Origin of the sequence: uncultured Flavobacterium sp. (assembly GCF_963925185.1) — a bacterium.
Taxonomy (GTDB): domain Bacteria; phylum Bacteroidota; class Bacteroidia; order Flavobacteriales; family Flavobacteriaceae; genus Flavobacterium.
Genome location: NZ_CAWURC010000007.1, coordinates 1 through 17,310 on the forward strand (window position 1 = coordinate 1; position 17,310 = coordinate 17,310).

Annotated in this window: 17 protein-coding genes, 3 tRNA genes and 1 pseudogene; 9 read left to right on the forward strand and 12 right to left on the reverse strand. The window is 34.2% G+C overall.

Features of this window, described 5'->3' with window-relative positions; genetic code table 11:
* Window positions 1-288: 288 nt before the first annotated feature.
* From AABM59_RS01865 to AABM59_RS01875, 3 genes are all read right to left on the reverse strand, one after another.
* Window positions 289-371: transfer RNA gene (locus AABM59_RS01865), tRNA-Leu, on the reverse strand.
* A gap of 51 nt (window positions 372-422) precedes the next feature.
* A tRNA-Lys gene (locus tag AABM59_RS01870) sits at window positions 423-495 on the reverse strand.
* Window positions 496-537: 42 nt separating this feature from the next.
* Window positions 538-610: transfer RNA gene (locus tag AABM59_RS01875), tRNA-Lys, on the reverse strand.
* 127 nt (window positions 611-737) lie between these two features.
* Here AABM59_RS01875 and AABM59_RS01880 point away from each other — a divergent pair.
* Window positions 738-1,256, forward strand: coding sequence for a shikimate kinase (locus AABM59_RS01880; RefSeq protein WP_338407290.1), 519 nt, complete (start codon window positions 738-740; stop codon window positions 1,254-1,256).
* Here AABM59_RS01880 and AABM59_RS01885 read toward each other — a convergent pair.
* Together AABM59_RS01885 and AABM59_RS01890 are read right to left on the reverse strand one after the other, a co-directional pair.
* Window positions 1,248-1,748, reverse strand: coding sequence for a phosphoribosyltransferase family protein (locus tag AABM59_RS01885; RefSeq protein ID WP_338407291.1), 501 nt, complete (start codon window positions 1,746-1,748; stop codon window positions 1,248-1,250). The genes AABM59_RS01880 and AABM59_RS01885 overlap by 9 nt on opposite strands.
* A gap of 58 nt (window positions 1,749-1,806) precedes the next feature.
* Window positions 1,807-2,181: a S4 domain-containing protein gene (locus AABM59_RS01890; protein WP_338407292.1), complete on the reverse strand. Its 375-nt coding sequence runs from the start codon at window positions 2,179-2,181 to the stop codon at window positions 1,807-1,809.
* A gap of 79 nt (window positions 2,182-2,260) precedes the next feature.
* On the opposite strand from AABM59_RS01890, the gene AABM59_RS01895 reads away from it, so the two are divergent.
* Complete coding sequence (locus AABM59_RS01895; protein WP_338407293.1) at window positions 2,261-3,244, forward strand: FKBP-type peptidylprolyl isomerase; 984 nt, start codon at window positions 2,261-2,263, stop codon at window positions 3,242-3,244.
* An 82-nt stretch (window positions 3,245-3,326) separates the two neighbouring features.
* On the opposite strand, the gene AABM59_RS01900 is transcribed toward AABM59_RS01895, so the two are convergent.
* The 6 genes from AABM59_RS01900 to AABM59_RS01925 all read right to left on the reverse strand — a co-directional run bounded on the left by AABM59_RS01900 (window position 3,327) and on the right by AABM59_RS01925 (window position 6,980).
* On the reverse strand, window positions 3,327-4,280 hold the full coding sequence (locus AABM59_RS01900) for a transketolase C-terminal domain-containing protein (protein WP_338407294.1): 954 nt from the start codon (window positions 4,278-4,280) through the stop codon (window positions 3,327-3,329).
* A gap of 83 nt (window positions 4,281-4,363) precedes the next feature.
* Entirely contained in the window at window positions 4,364-5,215 is an 852-nt protein-coding gene (locus tag AABM59_RS01905; protein WP_338407295.1) for a transketolase, read from the reverse strand.
* A gap of 221 nt (window positions 5,216-5,436) precedes the next feature.
* Window positions 5,437-5,664 (reverse strand): hypothetical protein, encoded by a 228-nt coding sequence (locus tag AABM59_RS01910; RefSeq protein WP_338407296.1) that lies wholly within the window; start codon window positions 5,662-5,664, stop codon window positions 5,437-5,439.
* Window positions 5,664-5,978, reverse strand: coding sequence for a rhodanese-like domain-containing protein (locus AABM59_RS01915; protein ID WP_338407297.1), 315 nt, complete (start codon window positions 5,976-5,978; stop codon window positions 5,664-5,666). Before AABM59_RS01915 ends, AABM59_RS01910 begins: the two co-directional genes overlap by 1 nt.
* Before the next feature lies 1 nt (window position 5,979).
* Window positions 5,980-6,258, reverse strand: a complete 279-nt coding sequence (locus AABM59_RS01920) for a rhodanese-like domain-containing protein (RefSeq protein ID WP_338407298.1) — start codon at window positions 6,256-6,258, stop codon at window positions 5,980-5,982.
* 182 nt (window positions 6,259-6,440) lie between these two features.
* Window positions 6,441-6,980, reverse strand: coding sequence for a DUF892 family protein (locus tag AABM59_RS01925; RefSeq protein WP_338407299.1), 540 nt, complete (start codon window positions 6,978-6,980; stop codon window positions 6,441-6,443).
* Window positions 6,981-7,232: 252 nt separating this feature from the next.
* Between AABM59_RS01925 and tgt the strand changes: the two genes are divergently transcribed.
* The 6 genes from tgt to AABM59_RS01955 all read left to right on the forward strand — a co-directional run bounded on the left by tgt (window position 7,233) and on the right by AABM59_RS01955 (window position 14,463).
* Window positions 7,233-8,363, forward strand: coding sequence for a tRNA guanosine(34) transglycosylase Tgt (gene tgt / locus AABM59_RS01930; RefSeq protein WP_338407300.1), 1,131 nt, complete (start codon window positions 7,233-7,235; stop codon window positions 8,361-8,363).
* A 100-nt stretch (window positions 8,364-8,463) separates the two neighbouring features.
* Window positions 8,464-9,549 (forward strand): LptF/LptG family permease, encoded by a 1,086-nt coding sequence (locus AABM59_RS01935; protein ID WP_338407301.1) that lies wholly within the window; start codon window positions 8,464-8,466, stop codon window positions 9,547-9,549.
* Complete coding sequence (locus AABM59_RS01940; RefSeq protein ID WP_338407302.1) at window positions 9,536-10,420, forward strand: DMT family transporter; 885 nt, start codon at window positions 9,536-9,538, stop codon at window positions 10,418-10,420. The genes AABM59_RS01935 and AABM59_RS01940 overlap by 14 nt, the downstream gene beginning before the upstream one ends.
* A 117-nt stretch (window positions 10,421-10,537) precedes the next feature.
* On the forward strand, window positions 10,538-11,491 hold the full coding sequence (locus tag AABM59_RS01945) for an acetyl-CoA carboxylase carboxyltransferase subunit alpha (protein ID WP_338407303.1): 954 nt from the start codon (window positions 10,538-10,540) through the stop codon (window positions 11,489-11,491).
* Window positions 11,492-11,630: 139 nt separating this feature from the next.
* A complete protein-coding gene (gene dnaB, locus AABM59_RS01950) occupies window positions 11,631-13,175 on the forward strand; it encodes a replicative DNA helicase (RefSeq protein ID WP_338407304.1) in 1,545 nt (514 codons plus the stop codon).
* 25 nt (window positions 13,176-13,200) lie between these two features.
* Window positions 13,201-14,463 carry an asparagine synthetase B gene (locus AABM59_RS01955; RefSeq protein WP_338407305.1) on the forward strand — a complete coding sequence of 421 codons (1,263 nt, stop codon included), beginning with the start codon at window positions 13,201-13,203 and terminating at the stop codon, window positions 14,461-14,463.
* 59 nt (window positions 14,464-14,522) lie between these two features.
* On the opposite strand, the pseudogene AABM59_RS01960 reads toward AABM59_RS01955, so the two are convergent.
* Window positions 14,523-14,651 (reverse strand): annotated as a pseudogene (locus AABM59_RS01960) (response regulator); the annotation flags it as partial.
* A 395-nt stretch (window positions 14,652-15,046) separates the two neighbouring features.
* Between AABM59_RS01960 and AABM59_RS01965 the strand changes: the two are divergent.
* A partial coding sequence (locus AABM59_RS01965; protein WP_338407306.1) for a hypothetical protein occupies window positions 15,047-17,310 on the forward strand: 2,264 nt, incomplete at its 3' end.

Here is a 17,310-nt window from a genome sequence, read left to right on the forward strand (position 1 = left end):
ACTTTACGACAACTACGCACGATTGTATTAAAACTTATCGATTAAAAAAAGGTTGATGTTTAATTTTTTTGATTAATCAGTTTTTTTCAAGTTTAGGTTTCAAGTTTTTTCCAAATCATTAATGATGTTTTTTAAACTTTAAAAAGAGACAAACTATAAATTATTTTGCATTAATGTTTTAGGGGAATTTAAAGGCATAAAAAAACACCCAAAAAATGAGCGTTTTTAAAATGGTTAACTAAATATTAACTAAAACCTTTGTAAACCCCTATAAATAGGTTGTATTCGTGACCACGGCGGGATTTGAACCCGCACGCCCTTGCGAGCACCAGCCCCTCAAGCTGGCAAGTCTACCGTTTCTCCACGTGGCCGTTAATAAAAAACTGGAGAGACCCTGCATTGCAATGTCTCTCCAGTTTTTGTGACCTGACTGGGCCTCTAGCCCAGGACCCCAACATTAAGAGTGATGTGCTCTACCAATTGAGCTATCAAGTCTTTAGACTTTCAAGATTTTTTTAACGTATTCATATTATATTGTGACCCGACTGGGGCTCGAACCCAGGACCCCATCATTAAAAGTGATGTGCTCTACCAACTGAGCTATCGAGTCATTTTCGTTTCTTGAATGCGGGTGCAAATATAAGGTCTTATTTTCAATTTTTCAAAGCTATTTTATTATAAATTTGTCTTTTTTAAACAATAGCACTTAACGCCTTAATATATAAGGTTTTATTCATATGAGAAAAATTATTTTATTAGGTTATATGGGTTCTGGCAAGTCTACAGTCGCAAACAGACTGTCAAAAATTACCAACATTCCTTCCGTGGATTTGGACAAATGTATTGAAGAGCGAACAAAATCTTCAATAAATGAAATTTTCGAGCAACAAGGTGAAATTTATTTCAGGAAATTGGAACGCGAAGTTCTTGTTGAATTATTGGATTCCCCTGGAAATTTAATTATAAGTTTAGGAGGAGGAGCGCCTTGTTATGCAAATAACCATGAACTTTTGAAAGGGGAAAACGTAGTTTCCATATATTTGAAAGCTTCTGTTGAGACCTTATTCGAAAGATTAGTTTCCAACAAAAGTAAACGGCCTATTATTGCCAATATGAATGAAGACGAAATGAGGGAATTTATTGCCAAGCATCTTTTCGAAAGAAGTTTTTATTACAATCAAGCACAATATAAAGTGAGCGTAGATGCTATAACTAAAGATGAGGCTGCTCAAAAAATTTTTGAGATCTTAACTTAAATAAGCATAATTATTCCCGTTTTCATCAAAAACAACTTGCACATGTTCTAATGAGGAAGTCGAAAGCGAGATTCCTTTAAAATCAGCTTTTACTGGGTATTTTTTGTGGTTTCTATCTACTAGGACGGCGGTTTTGAATTTTTTCAAAGGCACATCAAGAAAATGTCTCACCGCATATATTAAGGTAGTTCCCGAGTTTAATACGTCATCAACAAGAACCAAACCTTTATTGGTGTATTGTTCTTTGGTTAAAGAAGTATGAATGGGAAATTCAGGATTCACTTTGTTTATTTGAACTTCGCACAGCGAAATTTTTAGCGCAGAAATGGTTTGTAGTGCTTCGGTGATTTTTTTCGCAAAAGTAAATCCATTGGAAGCAATACCAGCAATTACAATTTCTTCTTCATCTACATAAGTTTCATAGATTTGGTAGGCAATTCTTTTTATGGTATGCTCAATTTCTTGGTTCGAAAGAATGATATTTTTGCTCATTTTTTAAAAGGTTTAGATTTTAAATTTGTTTTTATAGTCATTGCCATTGAATTTTTATTTACTCCTTTGTTTCGTTTCCAAAATCATTTAAATCCCTTCGATCTTTTTTTGTTGGGCGACCATCGCCATTTTTACGATAATGTTCTTTCGATAATTTTAAAAGTTCCAAGTGCTCATAAACTTCAGCGGGGGTTTCATTTTTTCGATAAATATCAACTAACTTAGCTCCAACACGATTGTCAGGAATGTCCAGCACGGTGATAATTTGCGTGATTTGGTCTTTCCTAAATGTAATTTTATCAGTCGGAAAAACTTCCTTTGATGGTTTGGCTACTAGTCCATTTACGGTAATATGATTCTTTTTACAGGCTTCGGTAACCATATTTCGAGTCTTATAATATCGCACGCACCATAAATATTTATCTATTCTCATAAATTTTCCAAAATCGAAGTTAAATTCTATGCAAAAATAAATCAAAATTGTATCTTGCGCACCTAAAAAATCAGCAATAATGAATAAATTCAAGTATTATTTTATTTTACTAATAATAACGCTCTTTATATCTTCATGTACGAAGAACGAAGTTGCAGTAATTTTGCCACCTCGAGATTACAATGTGCAATATACCACTGATATTACTGATATTGAAGAGTACTTGAAAAATAATTATATTACAGTTGTTGATCATCCAGGTTTTTTAGATGATCAAGACGTGACGATTTCAAAAATAACCGATGCGCCAAATCAACCTTCTATTTATTCCTATTTAAATGCAACTACATTTCCTAAGCTTTTAATTCATGAAGTAAAACTTCATGATGTTACGAATAACTATAAATTATATTATTTAGTTTTAAGAGAAGGAGTAGGGCAATCTCCTTGTAACGTGGATGGTGTTCTTGCAGCATACAAAGGGGAATATTTGCAGAAAGTTGCTGCAACTACAACAGTTGCCGAGACGATTACTGCTTCTGGTTTTGAAGAAGTGAAATATCCTCAAACAATTTTAGGGTTATATTCAACGATACTTGGATGGTCAGAGATTTTTCCGCAATTTAAAGCAGGAACTTATACATCAAATCTTGACGGAACAGTTAGTCACAATGACTTTGGAGCTGGTGTGATGTTTATTCCATCTGGACTAGCGTATTATGGCTCTGGATCAGGTTCTATTCCTTCCTATTCGCCCTTGGTTTTTAGTTTTAAATTATATGAAATTCAACGTCTAGATATTGATAACGACGGTATTCCATCTTATTTAGAAGATTTTGATGGAGACGGTTATATGAGAAATTTAGCAGCTGGAGTTGATAATCCTGATGATACTGATAAAGATGGTATTCCTAATTTCTTAGATGTTGATGATGATGGAGACAATTACACAACAAAACTGGAAATTAAAAACCCTGCTACTGGATTGTCTTATCCATTTGCAGATATTCCGAGTTGTACGCTAGGAGTGAAAAATTATTTAGACAAAACCTGTCATCCGTAAGTTGTAAAATATAATACATAAAAAATCCCGTTCCGATAAATTATCAGAACGGGATTTTTTTATTGATTGCTAAGCAAAAATCTTATTTTCTTTTAATCACTTTTTCTACAGCGTCAACAATCGCTTGATTGTTCAACTTGTATTTGTCCATTAATTGTGTTGGAGTTCCGCTTTCGCCAAAGCTATCTTGAACAGCAACAAACTCTTGTGGAGAAGGATTGTTTAATGCTAAAACTCTGGCAACGCTTTCTCCAAGACCACCAAGAATGTTATGCTCTTCGGCAGTTACGATGCATTTAGTTTTTGCCAATGATTTTAAAATCGCGGTTTCGTCCAATGGTTTAATCGTGTGAATGTTGATTACTTCGGCAGAAATTCCTTTGGCTTCCAAAGCTTCGGCAGCAATTAAAGCTTCCCAAACTAGATGTCCTGTTGCAATAATAGTTACATCCGTCCCTTCGTTTAAAAGAATTGCTTTTCCTATTTCGAAAGGTTCGTCAGCTGGCATAAAGTTAGGTACAACCGGACGGCCAAAACGCAAATAAACAGGACCGTGATGGTCTGCAATTGCCATAGTTGCCGCTTTAGTTTGGTTGTAATCGCATGTATTGATTACGGTCATTCCCGGTAGCATTTTCATTAATCCAATATCTTCTAATATTTGGTGAGTTGCACCGTCTTCTCCTAAAGTTAATCCGGCGTGAGAAGCACAAATTTTTACATTTTTATCAGAATACGCTACCGATTGACGGATCTGATCGTACACTCTTCCTGTCGAAAAGTTGGCGAAAGTTCCCGTAAAAGGAATTTTTCCTCCAATGGTTAATCCGGCAGCAATACCAATCATATTAGCTTCGGCAATTCCAATTTGGAAAAAACGTTCTGGATGATTTTTCTTAAAATCGTCAAATTTCAACGAACCAATTAAATCGGCACAAAGGGCCACCACTTTTTCGTTTTTTGCTCCTAATTCTGTCATTCCCGCTCCAAAACCCGAACGAGTATCTTTACTTCCTGTATTTGTATATTTTTTCATTTTTCTTTTTAAATTAAAAGATTTTTAAATTGAAAGATTTAGTGTCGAATCTGAAATCATCAATTTAAAATCTGCAATCTGATTTAGTAGTCGCTTTCGCCTTCAGAATTATTTTGACTCAATGCATTTTCGAGTTGGGCATCATTTGGTGCTTTACCGTGCCAAGCGTGACTGTACATCATAAAATCTACTCCATTACCCATTTCGGTATACAATAAAATACAAACCGGTTTTCCTTTCGCCGTTCTTGATTTAGCATCGGTCAATCCGGCAATAATCGCTTCGATATCGTTTCCTTTTGCAATTTCTAGAACGTCCCAATCGAATGCTTCGAATTTGGCACGAATACTTCCCATTGCCAATACTTCGTCCGTTGTACCGTCAATTTGTTTCCCATTTACATCAATAGTAGCAATCAGGTTATCCACTTTTTTGGCGGAAGCATACATTATGGCTTCCCAGTTTTGACCTTCTTGCAATTCGCCGTCACCATGCAAGGTATAAACGATATGGTTGTCATTATTTAACTTTTTGGCTTGAGCCGCACCTATGGCTACGGACAATCCTTGTCCTAAAGAACCCGAAGCAATTCTCACTCCTGGCAAGCCTTCGTGTGTTGTTGGGTGTCCTTGTAATCGTGTGTTGAGCAATCTAAAAGTAGCTAATTCCGCCACCGGAAAATAACCGCTTCGTGCTAATACACTGTAGAAAACGGGAGAAATATGACCGTTAGATAAGAAAAATAAATCTTCTCCGATACCGTCCATATCAAAACCGGGTTTTCTGTTCATTATGTTTTGGTACAATACGACCATAAATTCGGCGCAACCAAGAGAACCTCCAGGATGACCTGAATTGACAGCGTGAACCATACGAAGAATATCTCTTCTGACTTGGATAGTTAAATCGTTTAATTGTTGTAAGTTAGGTTTCATTTTATGTGTAAAAGTTAAACTGCTGCAAATGTAATTTTTATTTTGGCGTAAGACAAATGATTTTTGCAATAGTTATTAGGATTTATGAGCAAAAAAAAAAGCCCAATTTAGGGCTTTTTTAAAAGAATTTAAGGACTTTGTAAAGTAACTTTTGATTGTAATAAATACTAATAATTTAATTTTTTGAATAGTATAAAGGGAACTAAAATCACTTTTAATTTTTATTTAATTTCTTCAATGGTGTCTGGATTGCTTTTCTTTATTGGAACCGCGCAGCTATTAGCGCCGCAGCAACTCTTATTGGCAATTGCTTGAAACAAAAAAAACACGGCGGCAACTCCCGAAAATGCACTTTGGGTTTCAACGGCTTGAACGGCTATATAAATTCCCAATCCCAAACGGAGAATTCGCATAAAATCCCAATCGGATAACAAGGTTTCTTTATTCATTATAATTTGCTTTCAAGACTTTGCCATCCGCCACCATTATGAACTTGTGAGTAACCGTTTGCTATTAATATGGATTTTGCCGAAGCGCTTCGCATTCCTGAAGCGCAGCAAGTGATAATTGGTTGGTTTTTGTCTTTTAATTTACCTAGGTTATTTCTTAAGGTATCAACAGAAATATTCAGGGAGCCTTTTATGTGACCGCCCGTAAATTCTCCTTTGAAACGAACGTCTAATATTATGGCTCCTTGTTGTACCAATTCGGCATAATTTACTCCTGGTCCGAATCCGAACATTTTTTTGAGTGTGTTGATCATTTTATATATTTTGAGATTTGTAAAAATTCACTTCTAACCAAGAACCGCCGTTGTAACATTCGATTCCGTGTTGCGAAAGGAAATGATGCGCTTGACCACTTCGGTTTCCAGAGGCGCAACAAAGTATTAGTGGAAATTTAAGTTGTTTTAACTCTTCGATTCTTTCTGGAATTTCATTCAACGGAATATTAATAGAGTCTGAAACATTGCCACCCATAAATTCTCCATAAGTCCGCACATCTATTATTGTTCCTTGATTTTCTTTTATTATTTTTCCCATATTCATTTTCTAACTTTTCATTAATTCATACTTTATAAAGTACGTTTCCTTGATTATAGCGCAAAGTTAATACAACAACAGGTATCGTATGGTAACTTTAGTTACACAAGTAATTTTTATAGATAAATAATTTAAGAATGGTATGATATAATAGAATATTAGTTTATAAATTAAATGCGTGGTTACACTTTTGCTGTGGTAGCTTTTTGATTCATATCGAATAGTGCAATTTCTGTCAAACCAGCATCAGTTCTTTTCTCTTTTTCAAGAGTCATCGCTAATAAATTTGCTACTTTATCTTCGCCTAGCATTTTTGCATAGGCATGTAAAGTGCCATAAGTTGCGATTCCATAATGTTTTACTTTTTGTCCTGCAAAAATAATTCCGGCATCGCCTAACACTACCATTTTTTTTCTCATTATTCCTTCATTTTCTTTCAAAATCCCTACCATTGCATCGCATTTTTTTGCATTGGGTTTAATTCCAGCAGATTTAAACACTTGCTCCAAACTATAAACGTGTTCTTCTTTTTCTGTTAATTGATTTAGGTTGCGAACTAATTTTGAAGAGGAGGCATTTCCCACCATTTTTGGTAATGATTTAGACAACGTTTTTTCTACCGAATAAAGATCTTTTAATCCAACTTCAAATAAACCTCTTAAATCTTGTGCTGCATTTGATTTTGCTTTCACAATTCCTTGTCTTTTGATAATTGTTACCATAATAGTTAATTTATAAATAACTGTTAATTAGCCTTATATAATTAATAATTGTATTATTCCATAAAAAAAAGCCGCTATCTGAACTCATTTTTAAATCTTATCGAATTCTTATATAAATAATGTTTTCTGAGTTTTTTTTGGTTACACATTCTCCAAAAAAATAAACATTGTTAAATAAAATCTTAAATCCTATCCCGAAGTGTGGGGACTAAATCCTAAATCATTTATCTTTGCGCACTGAAAAAAGTCCTTATGAAGTTTGATTTATTAAAAAAAGATCCGCAGTCCAAAGCCAGAGCAGGAAGTATCACTACGGATCACGGCGTTATTGAAACCCCTATTTTTATGCCTGTGGGAACTGTGGCCTCTGTGAAAGGAGTGCACCAACGCGAATTGAAAGAAGACATCAATCCCGATATCATCTTGGGAAATACCTACCATTTATACTTACGTCCACAAACCCAAATTCTTGAAAAAGCGGGTGGTTTGCACAAATTCATGAATTGGGACCGGAATATTTTGACGGATTCCGGCGGTTACCAGGTGTATTCGCTTTCGGCCAACCGGAAAATCAAGGAAGAAGGAGTGAAGTTCAAATCGCATATCGACGGTTCCTACCATTTTTTCACACCCGAAAACGTGATGGAAATTCAACGTACCATTGGCGCCGATATCATTATGGCTTTCGACGAATGCACGCCTTATCCTTGCGATTATCGCTATGCGCAAAAATCGATGAAAATGACCCACCGTTGGTTGGATCGTTGCATCAATCATTTGGACAAAGTGCCAACAAAATATGGTTACGACCAAACTTTTTTTCCTATTGTTCAAGGAAGTACGTACAAAGACTTGCGCCAACAATCGGCCGAATATATTGCGAATTCTGGACAGCAAGGAAATGCCATTGGAGGACTATCCGTTGGAGAACCAGCCGAAGAAATGTATGCCATGACCGAGGTGGTTTGTGAAATTCTACCGGAAGATAAGCCACGATACTTAATGGGCGTGGGAACACCAATCAATATTCTCGAGAATATTGCCTTGGGAATCGATATGTTCGATTGTGTAATGCCAACACGAAACGCCAGAAACGGAATGTTGTTTACCGCAAACGGTACGATTAATATTAAAAACAAAAAGTGGGAAGACGATTTTTCGCCAGTGGACGAAATGGGACATACTTTTGTGGACACGGAATACACCAAAGCCTATTTGAGGCACTTGTTTGCCGCGAATGAATACCTTGGAAAACAGATAGCGACCATACACAATCTTGGATTTTATATGTGGTTGGTTCGTGAAGCAAGAAAACATATCTTAGCCGGAGATTTCAGGACTTGGAAAGAAATGATGGTACGAAATATGAGCCAGAGATTGTAAAAAAGTTCCAAGTTCTTTTTGTTTCAAGTTGTTGGAGTTGGAAGATATGTTAACAACCTGAAAATTAAAACCTGAAGATTGAAACCCGAAAATAAAAAAAATGAACATAATAGATAAATACATCCTAAAAAAATACCTATCCACTTTTGTGGTGATGTTGGCTTTGTTTGCGCCTATTGGGATTATTATAGATATTTCGGAGAAGATCAATTTTATGATTGAAAACAAAGTTCCGTTTGTTGACATTGCCATTTATTATTACAATTTCACGATCTATTTTACCAATTTATTATTTCCTATATTTCTGTTTTTGTCTGTGATTTGGTTTACTTCAAAGCTGGCCAATGATACCGAAATTATTGCCATTTTAAGTTCCGGAATTTCATTCGCTAGGTTTTTAAGACCCTTTATTATCGGAGCCACCATTGTTTCTATTTTTGTTTTATTGATGGGTTTTTTCGTCGTTCCAAAAGCGAGCGAAGGGTTCAATAACTTTCGCTATACCTATCTAAGAACTGGAGGGAAACAACAGATGAGAGGAAAGAATACCGATGTATATCGACAAATAAGTAAGAATGAATTTATCTATGTCAATAGTTTTAATACTGCTTCAAAAACAGCCTATAATTTTAGTTATGAGAAGTTTAAAAAGGATAAATTAGAATGTAAAATTACTGCCAGCAGGATACAGTGGAATCCTAAGACAAAAAACTACACGATGTTTGATTATACTAAAAGAACCGTTGGGGAATTAGAGGACAAGATTGAAAAATTTCAAAAGCGAGATGCTAAATTTACTTTTGATTTGGAGGATTTAACCCCTGTGGTTTATATTGCAGAAACATTAAATTTAGGAAAATTAAACCGATTTATTGACAAGGAAAGGGGCCGGGGTTCCTCCAATGTAAACGTATATCTGGTAGTTTTATATAAAAAATATAGTATTCCTGCTTCGGCATTTATTCTTACCATCATTGCCGTTGCGGTTTCTTCAATGAAGCGACGAGGCGGAATGGGTTTGAGTTTAGCCATTGGAATTGCATTGGCTTTTGCCTTTGTATTTTTCGACAAGATTTTTGGGACATTGGCCGAAAAATCTAGTTTTCCTCCATTATTGGCCGTTTGGTTTCCGAATATAGTTTTCGGAATTTTAGCAATTTTTTTATTACGAAATGCGAAACGATAAATTACGAACGTATCTAAATCTTCATTTAATTGTATTTATATGGGGTTTCACTGCAATATTAGGCGCCTTGATTTCAATCTCGGCCGATGCTTTGGTTTGGTATCGAATGCTTTTTGCAGGTGTTTTTTTATTCTTCTTTATAATTTTTAAAAAGAAATCATTTCAAATTCCAACAAAGGAATTTTTTAAATTAATTTTTGTTGGCCTTTTGATCGCAGTACATTGGATATTTTTTTTCAAGGCGATTCATATTTCTAATGTATCCATTACCCTAGCTGTTTTTTCGTTGGGAGCTTTTTTTACTTCAATCTTAGAACCGCTTTTTTATGGGAGGAAAGTACTATGGTACGAAGTGTTTTTTGGACTTATAATTATTGGCGGTCTTGTCCTTATTTTACAAGTAGAAATTAATTATTTTGAGGGAATAATATACGCTTTAGCATCAATAATAATAGGTGTTTTATTCACGCTTATGAACGGAAAACTAATTCACAAACACGAATCCTCAGTTATCACTTTTTATGAGTTTATGTCGGGGGTTGTTTTTATTTCTATTTATTTCTTGTTCGAAAACAAATTCTCTGTCGATTTCTTTACGCTGTCTTCCAAAGATTGGTTCTTACTTCTAATTCTAGCTTCGATTTGTACCGCTTATGCATTTACAGCTTCGGTTAAAATCATGGAGAAACTATCTCCATATACAGTAATGTTAACCACAAGTCTTGAGCCCGTTTATGGTATAATTTTAGCCTATTTTATCATTGGAGGAAAAGAAAAAATGAGTGTTGAATTTTACATTGGAGCCATTCTAATTGTGATTACGGTTATTTTGAACGGTTTTATTAAGCATTATTACACAGATAAAGAATAGTTATTTTCAAGGATTTATTTTTGAGAATTTATTCGCATTTAGATACCAAATAAACAATTTTGACAATTTTAAATTTTATATTTGCAATTCAAATCAAAAACAAAACGTACATACTCCATGGAATATTTAGATTTTGAGCTTCCAATAAAAGAACTTGTAGACCAGCTAGACAAATGTCTTGTAATCGGTCAAGAATCAGATGTTGATGTTACCAATACTTGTAAACAAATCAACAAAAAACTAGAAGAAACTAAGAAACATATCTACAAAAATCTTACCGCTTGGCAACGGGTGCAATTATCAAGGCATCCCAGAAGACCTTATACATTAGATCATATAAAAGCACTTTGTGGAGACACTTTTCTAGAACTTCACGGCGATAGAGGTTTCAAGGATGACAAAGCTATGATAGGTGGTTTAGGGAAAATTGGTGGTCAATCTTTTATGATTATTGGTCAACAAAAAGGCTACAATACCAAGACACGCCAATACCGAAATTTTGGAATGGCGAATCCTGAAGGCTATCGAAAAGCTTTGCGATTGATGAAAATGGCTGAAAAATTTGGCATTCCTGTTTTATCATTGATTGATACACCGGGAGCTTTTCCAGGAATTGAAGCCGAAGAACGGGGACAAGGAGAAGCAATTGCCAGAAATATTTTCGAAATGATTCGGTTAAAAGTTCCTATAATTGTTGTCATCGTTGGCGAAGGTGCTTCAGGTGGTGCATTGGGAATAGGAGTGGGTGATCGAGTTTTTATGCTTGAAAATACATGGTATTCCGTTATTTCTCCAGAATCTTGTTCCTCTATACTTTGGAAAAGTTGGGATTACAAGGAGCAAGCTGCAGAGGCATTAAAATTGACTTCTTCCGACATGAAAAAACAAAAATTGATTGACGATATTATTCCAGAACCTCTTGGTGGAGCACATTATGATAGAGAAACTACTTTCAAAACGGTAGAAAAATATATCATGAAAGGTTTCAAGGAATTGAAAGACTTATCAACACAAGAATTAGTTGCCCAAAGGATGGATAAATACAGTAAAATGGGGGAATACAAGGAGTAAAATCTTACAAATAATTAAAAAATCCGAAGCCGTATCGTTTCGGATTTTTTTTGGCTTATGAACAAAAAAGATTGTTTATTAACAATTATTTGTAATAAGTCAATAGTAATTTTTTTTTATTTTTTGTTACATTCGCTCTATGGAAAACGTCAGGAATATAAACCCAATTCGAATTGATAAAACTACTATCATTAACCTTGAAAAAGGAAAATTACCACCACAAGTTCTGGATTTAGAAGAAGCTGTACTTGGTGCTATGATGATTGATAAAAAAGGGGTAGATGAGGTAATCGATATTTTACAACCGGAAGCTTTTTATAAAGAGGGGCACAAATATATTTTCGAAGCCATCGTTCAGCTGTTTACAGATACACAGCCGATTGACTTATTAACCGTTTCGGCACAGCTGCGCAAAAATGCCAAATTAGAGTTGGCTGGGGGGGATTTTTACCTAATTCAGCTTACCCAAAAAATTTCCTCTTCGGCACACATTGAGTTTCACTCCAGAATCATTCTTCAAAAATACATTCAACGCAGTTTAATCCGGATTTCTACCGATATTATCGAAGAATCTTATGACGAAACAACCGATGTTTTCGATTTGTTGGACAAAGCCGAATCCAAACTATACGAGGTTACCCAAGGAAATATAAAACGAAGTTCCGAAACTGCCCAAAGTTTAGTTTTACAGGCCAAAAAAAGAATCGAGGAAATTGCCAAACAAGAAGGATTAAGTGGAATTGCCACTGGTTTCGACAAATTAGATAAAATTACTTCCGGTTGGCAACCCAGCGATTTGATTATCATTGCGGCTCGACCAGGGATGGGGAAAACGGCATTTGTACTTTCGATGGCGCGAAACATTGCCATAGATTTTGGAAAGCCAGTTGCTTTATTTTCGCTGGAAATGTCCTCCATTCAGTTAATTACAAGATTAATTTCCTCGGAAACAGGTTTGTCATCCGAAAAATTAAGAACCGGAAAATTAGAAAAACACGAATGGGAACAATTGAGTGTAAAAGTCAAAGACTTGGAAAAAGCACCTCTTTTTATTGACGATTCACCATCACTTTCCATTTTTGATTTGAGGGCCAAAGCAAGACGTTTGGCTTCTCAACACGGAATAAAACTCATCATTGTCGATTATTTGCAGTTGATGACTGCCGGTGGAAATGGAAAAGGGGGAGGCAACAGGGAACAAGAAATCTCTACCATTTCAAGAAACTTAAAGGCATTAGCCAAAGAATTAGCGATTCCAGTAATTGCTTTATCCCAATTATCTCGTGCAGTGGAAACGCGTGGATCAAGTAAAAGACCTTTACTGTCTGACCTTCGGGAATCGGGAGCAATTGAGCAGGATGCCGATATTGTATCATTTATTTACAGACCCGAATATTATAAAATTGACGAATGGGATGATGACGAACAAACGCCATCAGCAGGTCAAGCCGAATTTATTATTGCCAAACACCGTAACGGTTCGCTCGAAAGCATTAGATTGAAGTTTGTAGGAAATCTGGGTAAATTTGACAATCTCGACGATTATGGCGGAAGTTTCGACGATTTGCCCTCGAAAATGAACCACGATGATAATCCTTTCCAAACCAAAAATCTCCCTTCAGTAAATGATGCTTTTGGCAGTAATTTGAATGATGAAGATGATGATAGTGATATGCCGTTTTAATTTTAGTTATAATAAAAATATCAGAATGACTTTAAAAAGAGTATTCATACTTCTTATAATCTTGATTTCCTTTTCGGCAAAAGCCTCCTTTATTTTGTTGCCAATGGATGAAACCACACAACAAAATCATCTGAAAGCCTACGGAATTACCTATTGGTGCATTGAAAAAAAACACAAAGGCAGTTGGTTGCTCAATTATCGGGGCGGTTCCTTTTTGTTTCCCGATGCTACCGAAATCAGGAAAGAATGCCAAATTCGAGGAGTGAGTTTCGAGGTGTTGAGCGATACCGAAACGAATCAAATTTTGGAATTAATTGCCAGTCCTTCCCAAAATATGGAAGCAGTTGTACTTGAAAAATCTCCTAAAGTAGCCATTTACACGCCTAAAGGGAAGCAGCCTTGGGACGATGCGGTAACCTTGGCCTTGACTTATGCCGAAATTCCGTTTACATCTATTTATGATGAAGAAGTTTTGGGCGACCAACTCATTCTTTACGACTGGTTGCATTTGCATCACGAAGACTTCACCGGACAATACGGAAAATTTTTTGGCTCCAATAGGAATTCATCTTGGTACATAGAGCAAAAGAGAGATGCTGAAGCTTTGGCGACAAACTTAGGGTATCAAAAAGTCTCGGAAGAGAAATTGGCCGTAGCCAAAAAAATTAGGGATTTTGTCATTGGTGGTGGATTTATGTTTGCGATGTGTTCAGCAACTGACAGTTTTGATATTGCTTTAGCAGCAGATGGAGTCGATATTTGCGAATCGATGTTTGACGGTGATCCGAGCGATGCCAATTACCAAACCAAAATAAATTATGCCAATTCATTCGCCTTCAAGGATTATATCTTGGATAGAAAACCAGAACATTATGAATTCTCGGATATTGATATGACCGAAAAAAGGAAAATTCTAATGGAGAATGATTATTTCACCTTAATGGAATTTTCGGCAAAATGGGATCCAATTCCCTCTATGTTATGTCAAAATCATACCCAGTTGATAAAAGGTTTTATGGGACAAACGACTTCTTTTTATTCAGTACTCATAAAATCAAACGTATTGCTAATGGGAACCTGTGAACTCAACGGGGAAGCACGTTACATTCACGGTGAAAAAGGAAAAGGAATGTTTACTTTTTATGGAGGACATGATCCAGAAGATTATCAGCATAGAGTGGGAGACCCTGCAACAGTTCTCGATTTGCACCCTAATTCTCCGGGTTATCGCTTGATATTAAACAACGTTTTGTTTCCTGCGGCCAGGAAGAAAAAACAGAAAACGTAATATTAAAAAACAATAAATTCTTGTGATAGCTTTAATGGGTAAAAAAAGTGTTTGTTGATTTAAACCAATACCAAGTCTTTTAATATAGCTATGAGATGTAAGCTATTATTAGCTTTAAAGTATATTTTTAGTTTATTGACACGTTTTTCGATACTGCTGATGTCATTAGGAATTATCCCGGATTTTTTTTAAATCTAATGCAATTTCACCTAATATTAATCCATCGAGAATATTTTTATAATAGATTCCTTCACAAGCTATGGATGTTTTAACAACGAAAACATCTCCTTGTTTTACGTCAACAGAAAAATTAGTGTCGTTAGTTGCAAATTGAGGAATCCCATTGACTAAAATTTCCTCACGCAGTTTCCTCCATTATTAATTTTTTTTAAAAAAAATATATTAGATTTGTTTTTTAAAAGGTTTGAAAAAGTTAATTTCAATTTTATTCGATAAACCGAAATAAACTATCCAAGTTTAGTTGATTTTTTTGTTTAACAAAGGGTTTTGCTTATTTCCAAAAAATTAATCGGAAAAAAAAAACATTATGTATATTATATTAAGATATTCAAATCGTTATTATATGTTATGGTTATTAGTTTTTCTATTTAGCCTTAATTCTCATACAGCTTTTTCCCAAGACTATGGGTTGACATTTAATGGACAGAATTTTTCTCTCGACGAAAGAACAGGTCTTAATTTAACACCAAACGAATTTGTGTCTTTTAATGATGAATTTGATATCACATTTGATGTTAAAATTGATTTGATGCATAAACGTTTATTTGGTTATATTTTAAGAGTAATTAATGATAAAAATGAAAATATTGATTTACTTATTTCCAACAATACTTCACCAAATAATACAGTTATAAGTTTAAATTTTATAATTGGCACTTCTAAAACGGTGATTCCAATTAATAATATTAAATTTAATAAAAATAAGTGGATTAAATTGGGCTTGAAGTTTTCGTTAATTCAAAAAACGCTAATATTTTCGATTCAAGATGCTGCGGTACTTAAAAAGAATATAAGTTTTAAAAGAGCAGACTCGTTTAAAGTTATGTTTGGGGCTAATAATTATAATAAATTTTCCTCTACAGATGTGCCGGATATGAGTATTAGAGACATCAAATTATATGTTAATAAAAAAATACAGTATCACTATCCATTAAATGAAGTTAACGGAAATTATGCTCATGATAATTTCTCTGAAAATAAAGCGGTTGTAACCCATTCGAATTGGATACTGAATAGACATCAAGAATGGAAAAAAGTTTTTGAAAATGAGGTGGACGGGGTACAATTAATAACCGCTGATACTATTAATAATGTTATTTATTTACTTAGAAATAAAGAATTATTGGTTTATAATATTGAAAAGAATGAACCAATAATAATTAAATATAAAAATGCCCCCATTTATTTAACCTCAGATCACAGGGCTGTTTATAACTATCAAGACAAAAATATATATTGCTATTTAATTGATAGAAATTTAGTTTCCAAATTAAATATTCAAACAGGAGTATGGGAAAATGAAGCTGTTTTTATAAAAGAACCGCATAAACAAAAATACCAACATCATAACAGTATTTATAGTATGGTAGATAATTCTATATATACTTTTGGGGGTTATGGCCAATATTCATATAATAATGAGGTTAGGCGTATTGATTCAAAACAAGGTTTATCTGAAGTATTAAAAACAGATTCCTCCCTATTTCATCCTAGATATTTGGCTGGAATAGGGGAGCTGAACGACACTATCTATATTTTGGGTGGATATGGCAGTGATTCGGGTAGCCAATTGTTAAATCCAAAAAGCTATTTTGATTTGTTAGGGTATGTAATTAAGGAAAAAAAATTCATAAAAAAATTTGATATATCACACGTATTAGAAGATATGATTGTGGGGAACAATCTATGGATTGATAAAAAAAACAGAAACTTTTTTGCATTAATTTCGGATAAAACTAAATCTAAAGGTTATTTACAAATATTGAAAGGAAATATTGATAATTCTAAAGTGCAATTAGTAGGGAGCAAAATACCTTATGATTTTTTAGATGTGAAGTCTTTCGCAACTTTATATTATTTCCCAAAGGGGAAAAAGTTTGTGACTTATACCTCTTTTTTAACGGATTCAATTCAAACACAATTTAAAATATATTCTATTGAATATCCTCCCATAGTTAAAAAAGACATTCTAGCTAAATCTGATATAAAAAATGTTAAATACATATTTTACATAGCTTTTATATTACTATTTGTATTGGGACTTGTTTGGTATTTGTACTCAAGAAAACACAATGCAAAAATTAATGTTAAAGAGAATGAAGTTGATATAATCCCTGTTAATGATTCTATTCCAAAAGCAGACGAAATTGATTTTGAACCCATTTCTGGCGATATGGATTATCAAATAATATTTTTTGGAGGTTTCCAAATTATAGATTGTAAACAAAATGATATTACGTCTAAGTTTTCACCACTTTTAAAAGAACTGTTTTTATTAATATGGTTTTATAGCCTTAAAAACAATAAAGGAATATCTCCTGAGAAATTAATTGAAATCTTATGGTATCATAAAGATACTAGAAGTGCTCAAAACAATAAATCTGTTAATTTAGCTAAATTAAAAGGGCTTTTGACTGAGGTTGGTAATTGTAAATTAACAAGCGATACTGGATACTGGAAAATTAAGTTTGATCCTAAATTACTGAAAAATGATTATTTTGAAGTAATGCAAATTATGAAAGCTAAAAAAGCAATAAATAAAAAACATATCAAACATTTAATAAAAATTACGAAGAAAGGCCCCTTTTTGCTTAATTTAAATTATGA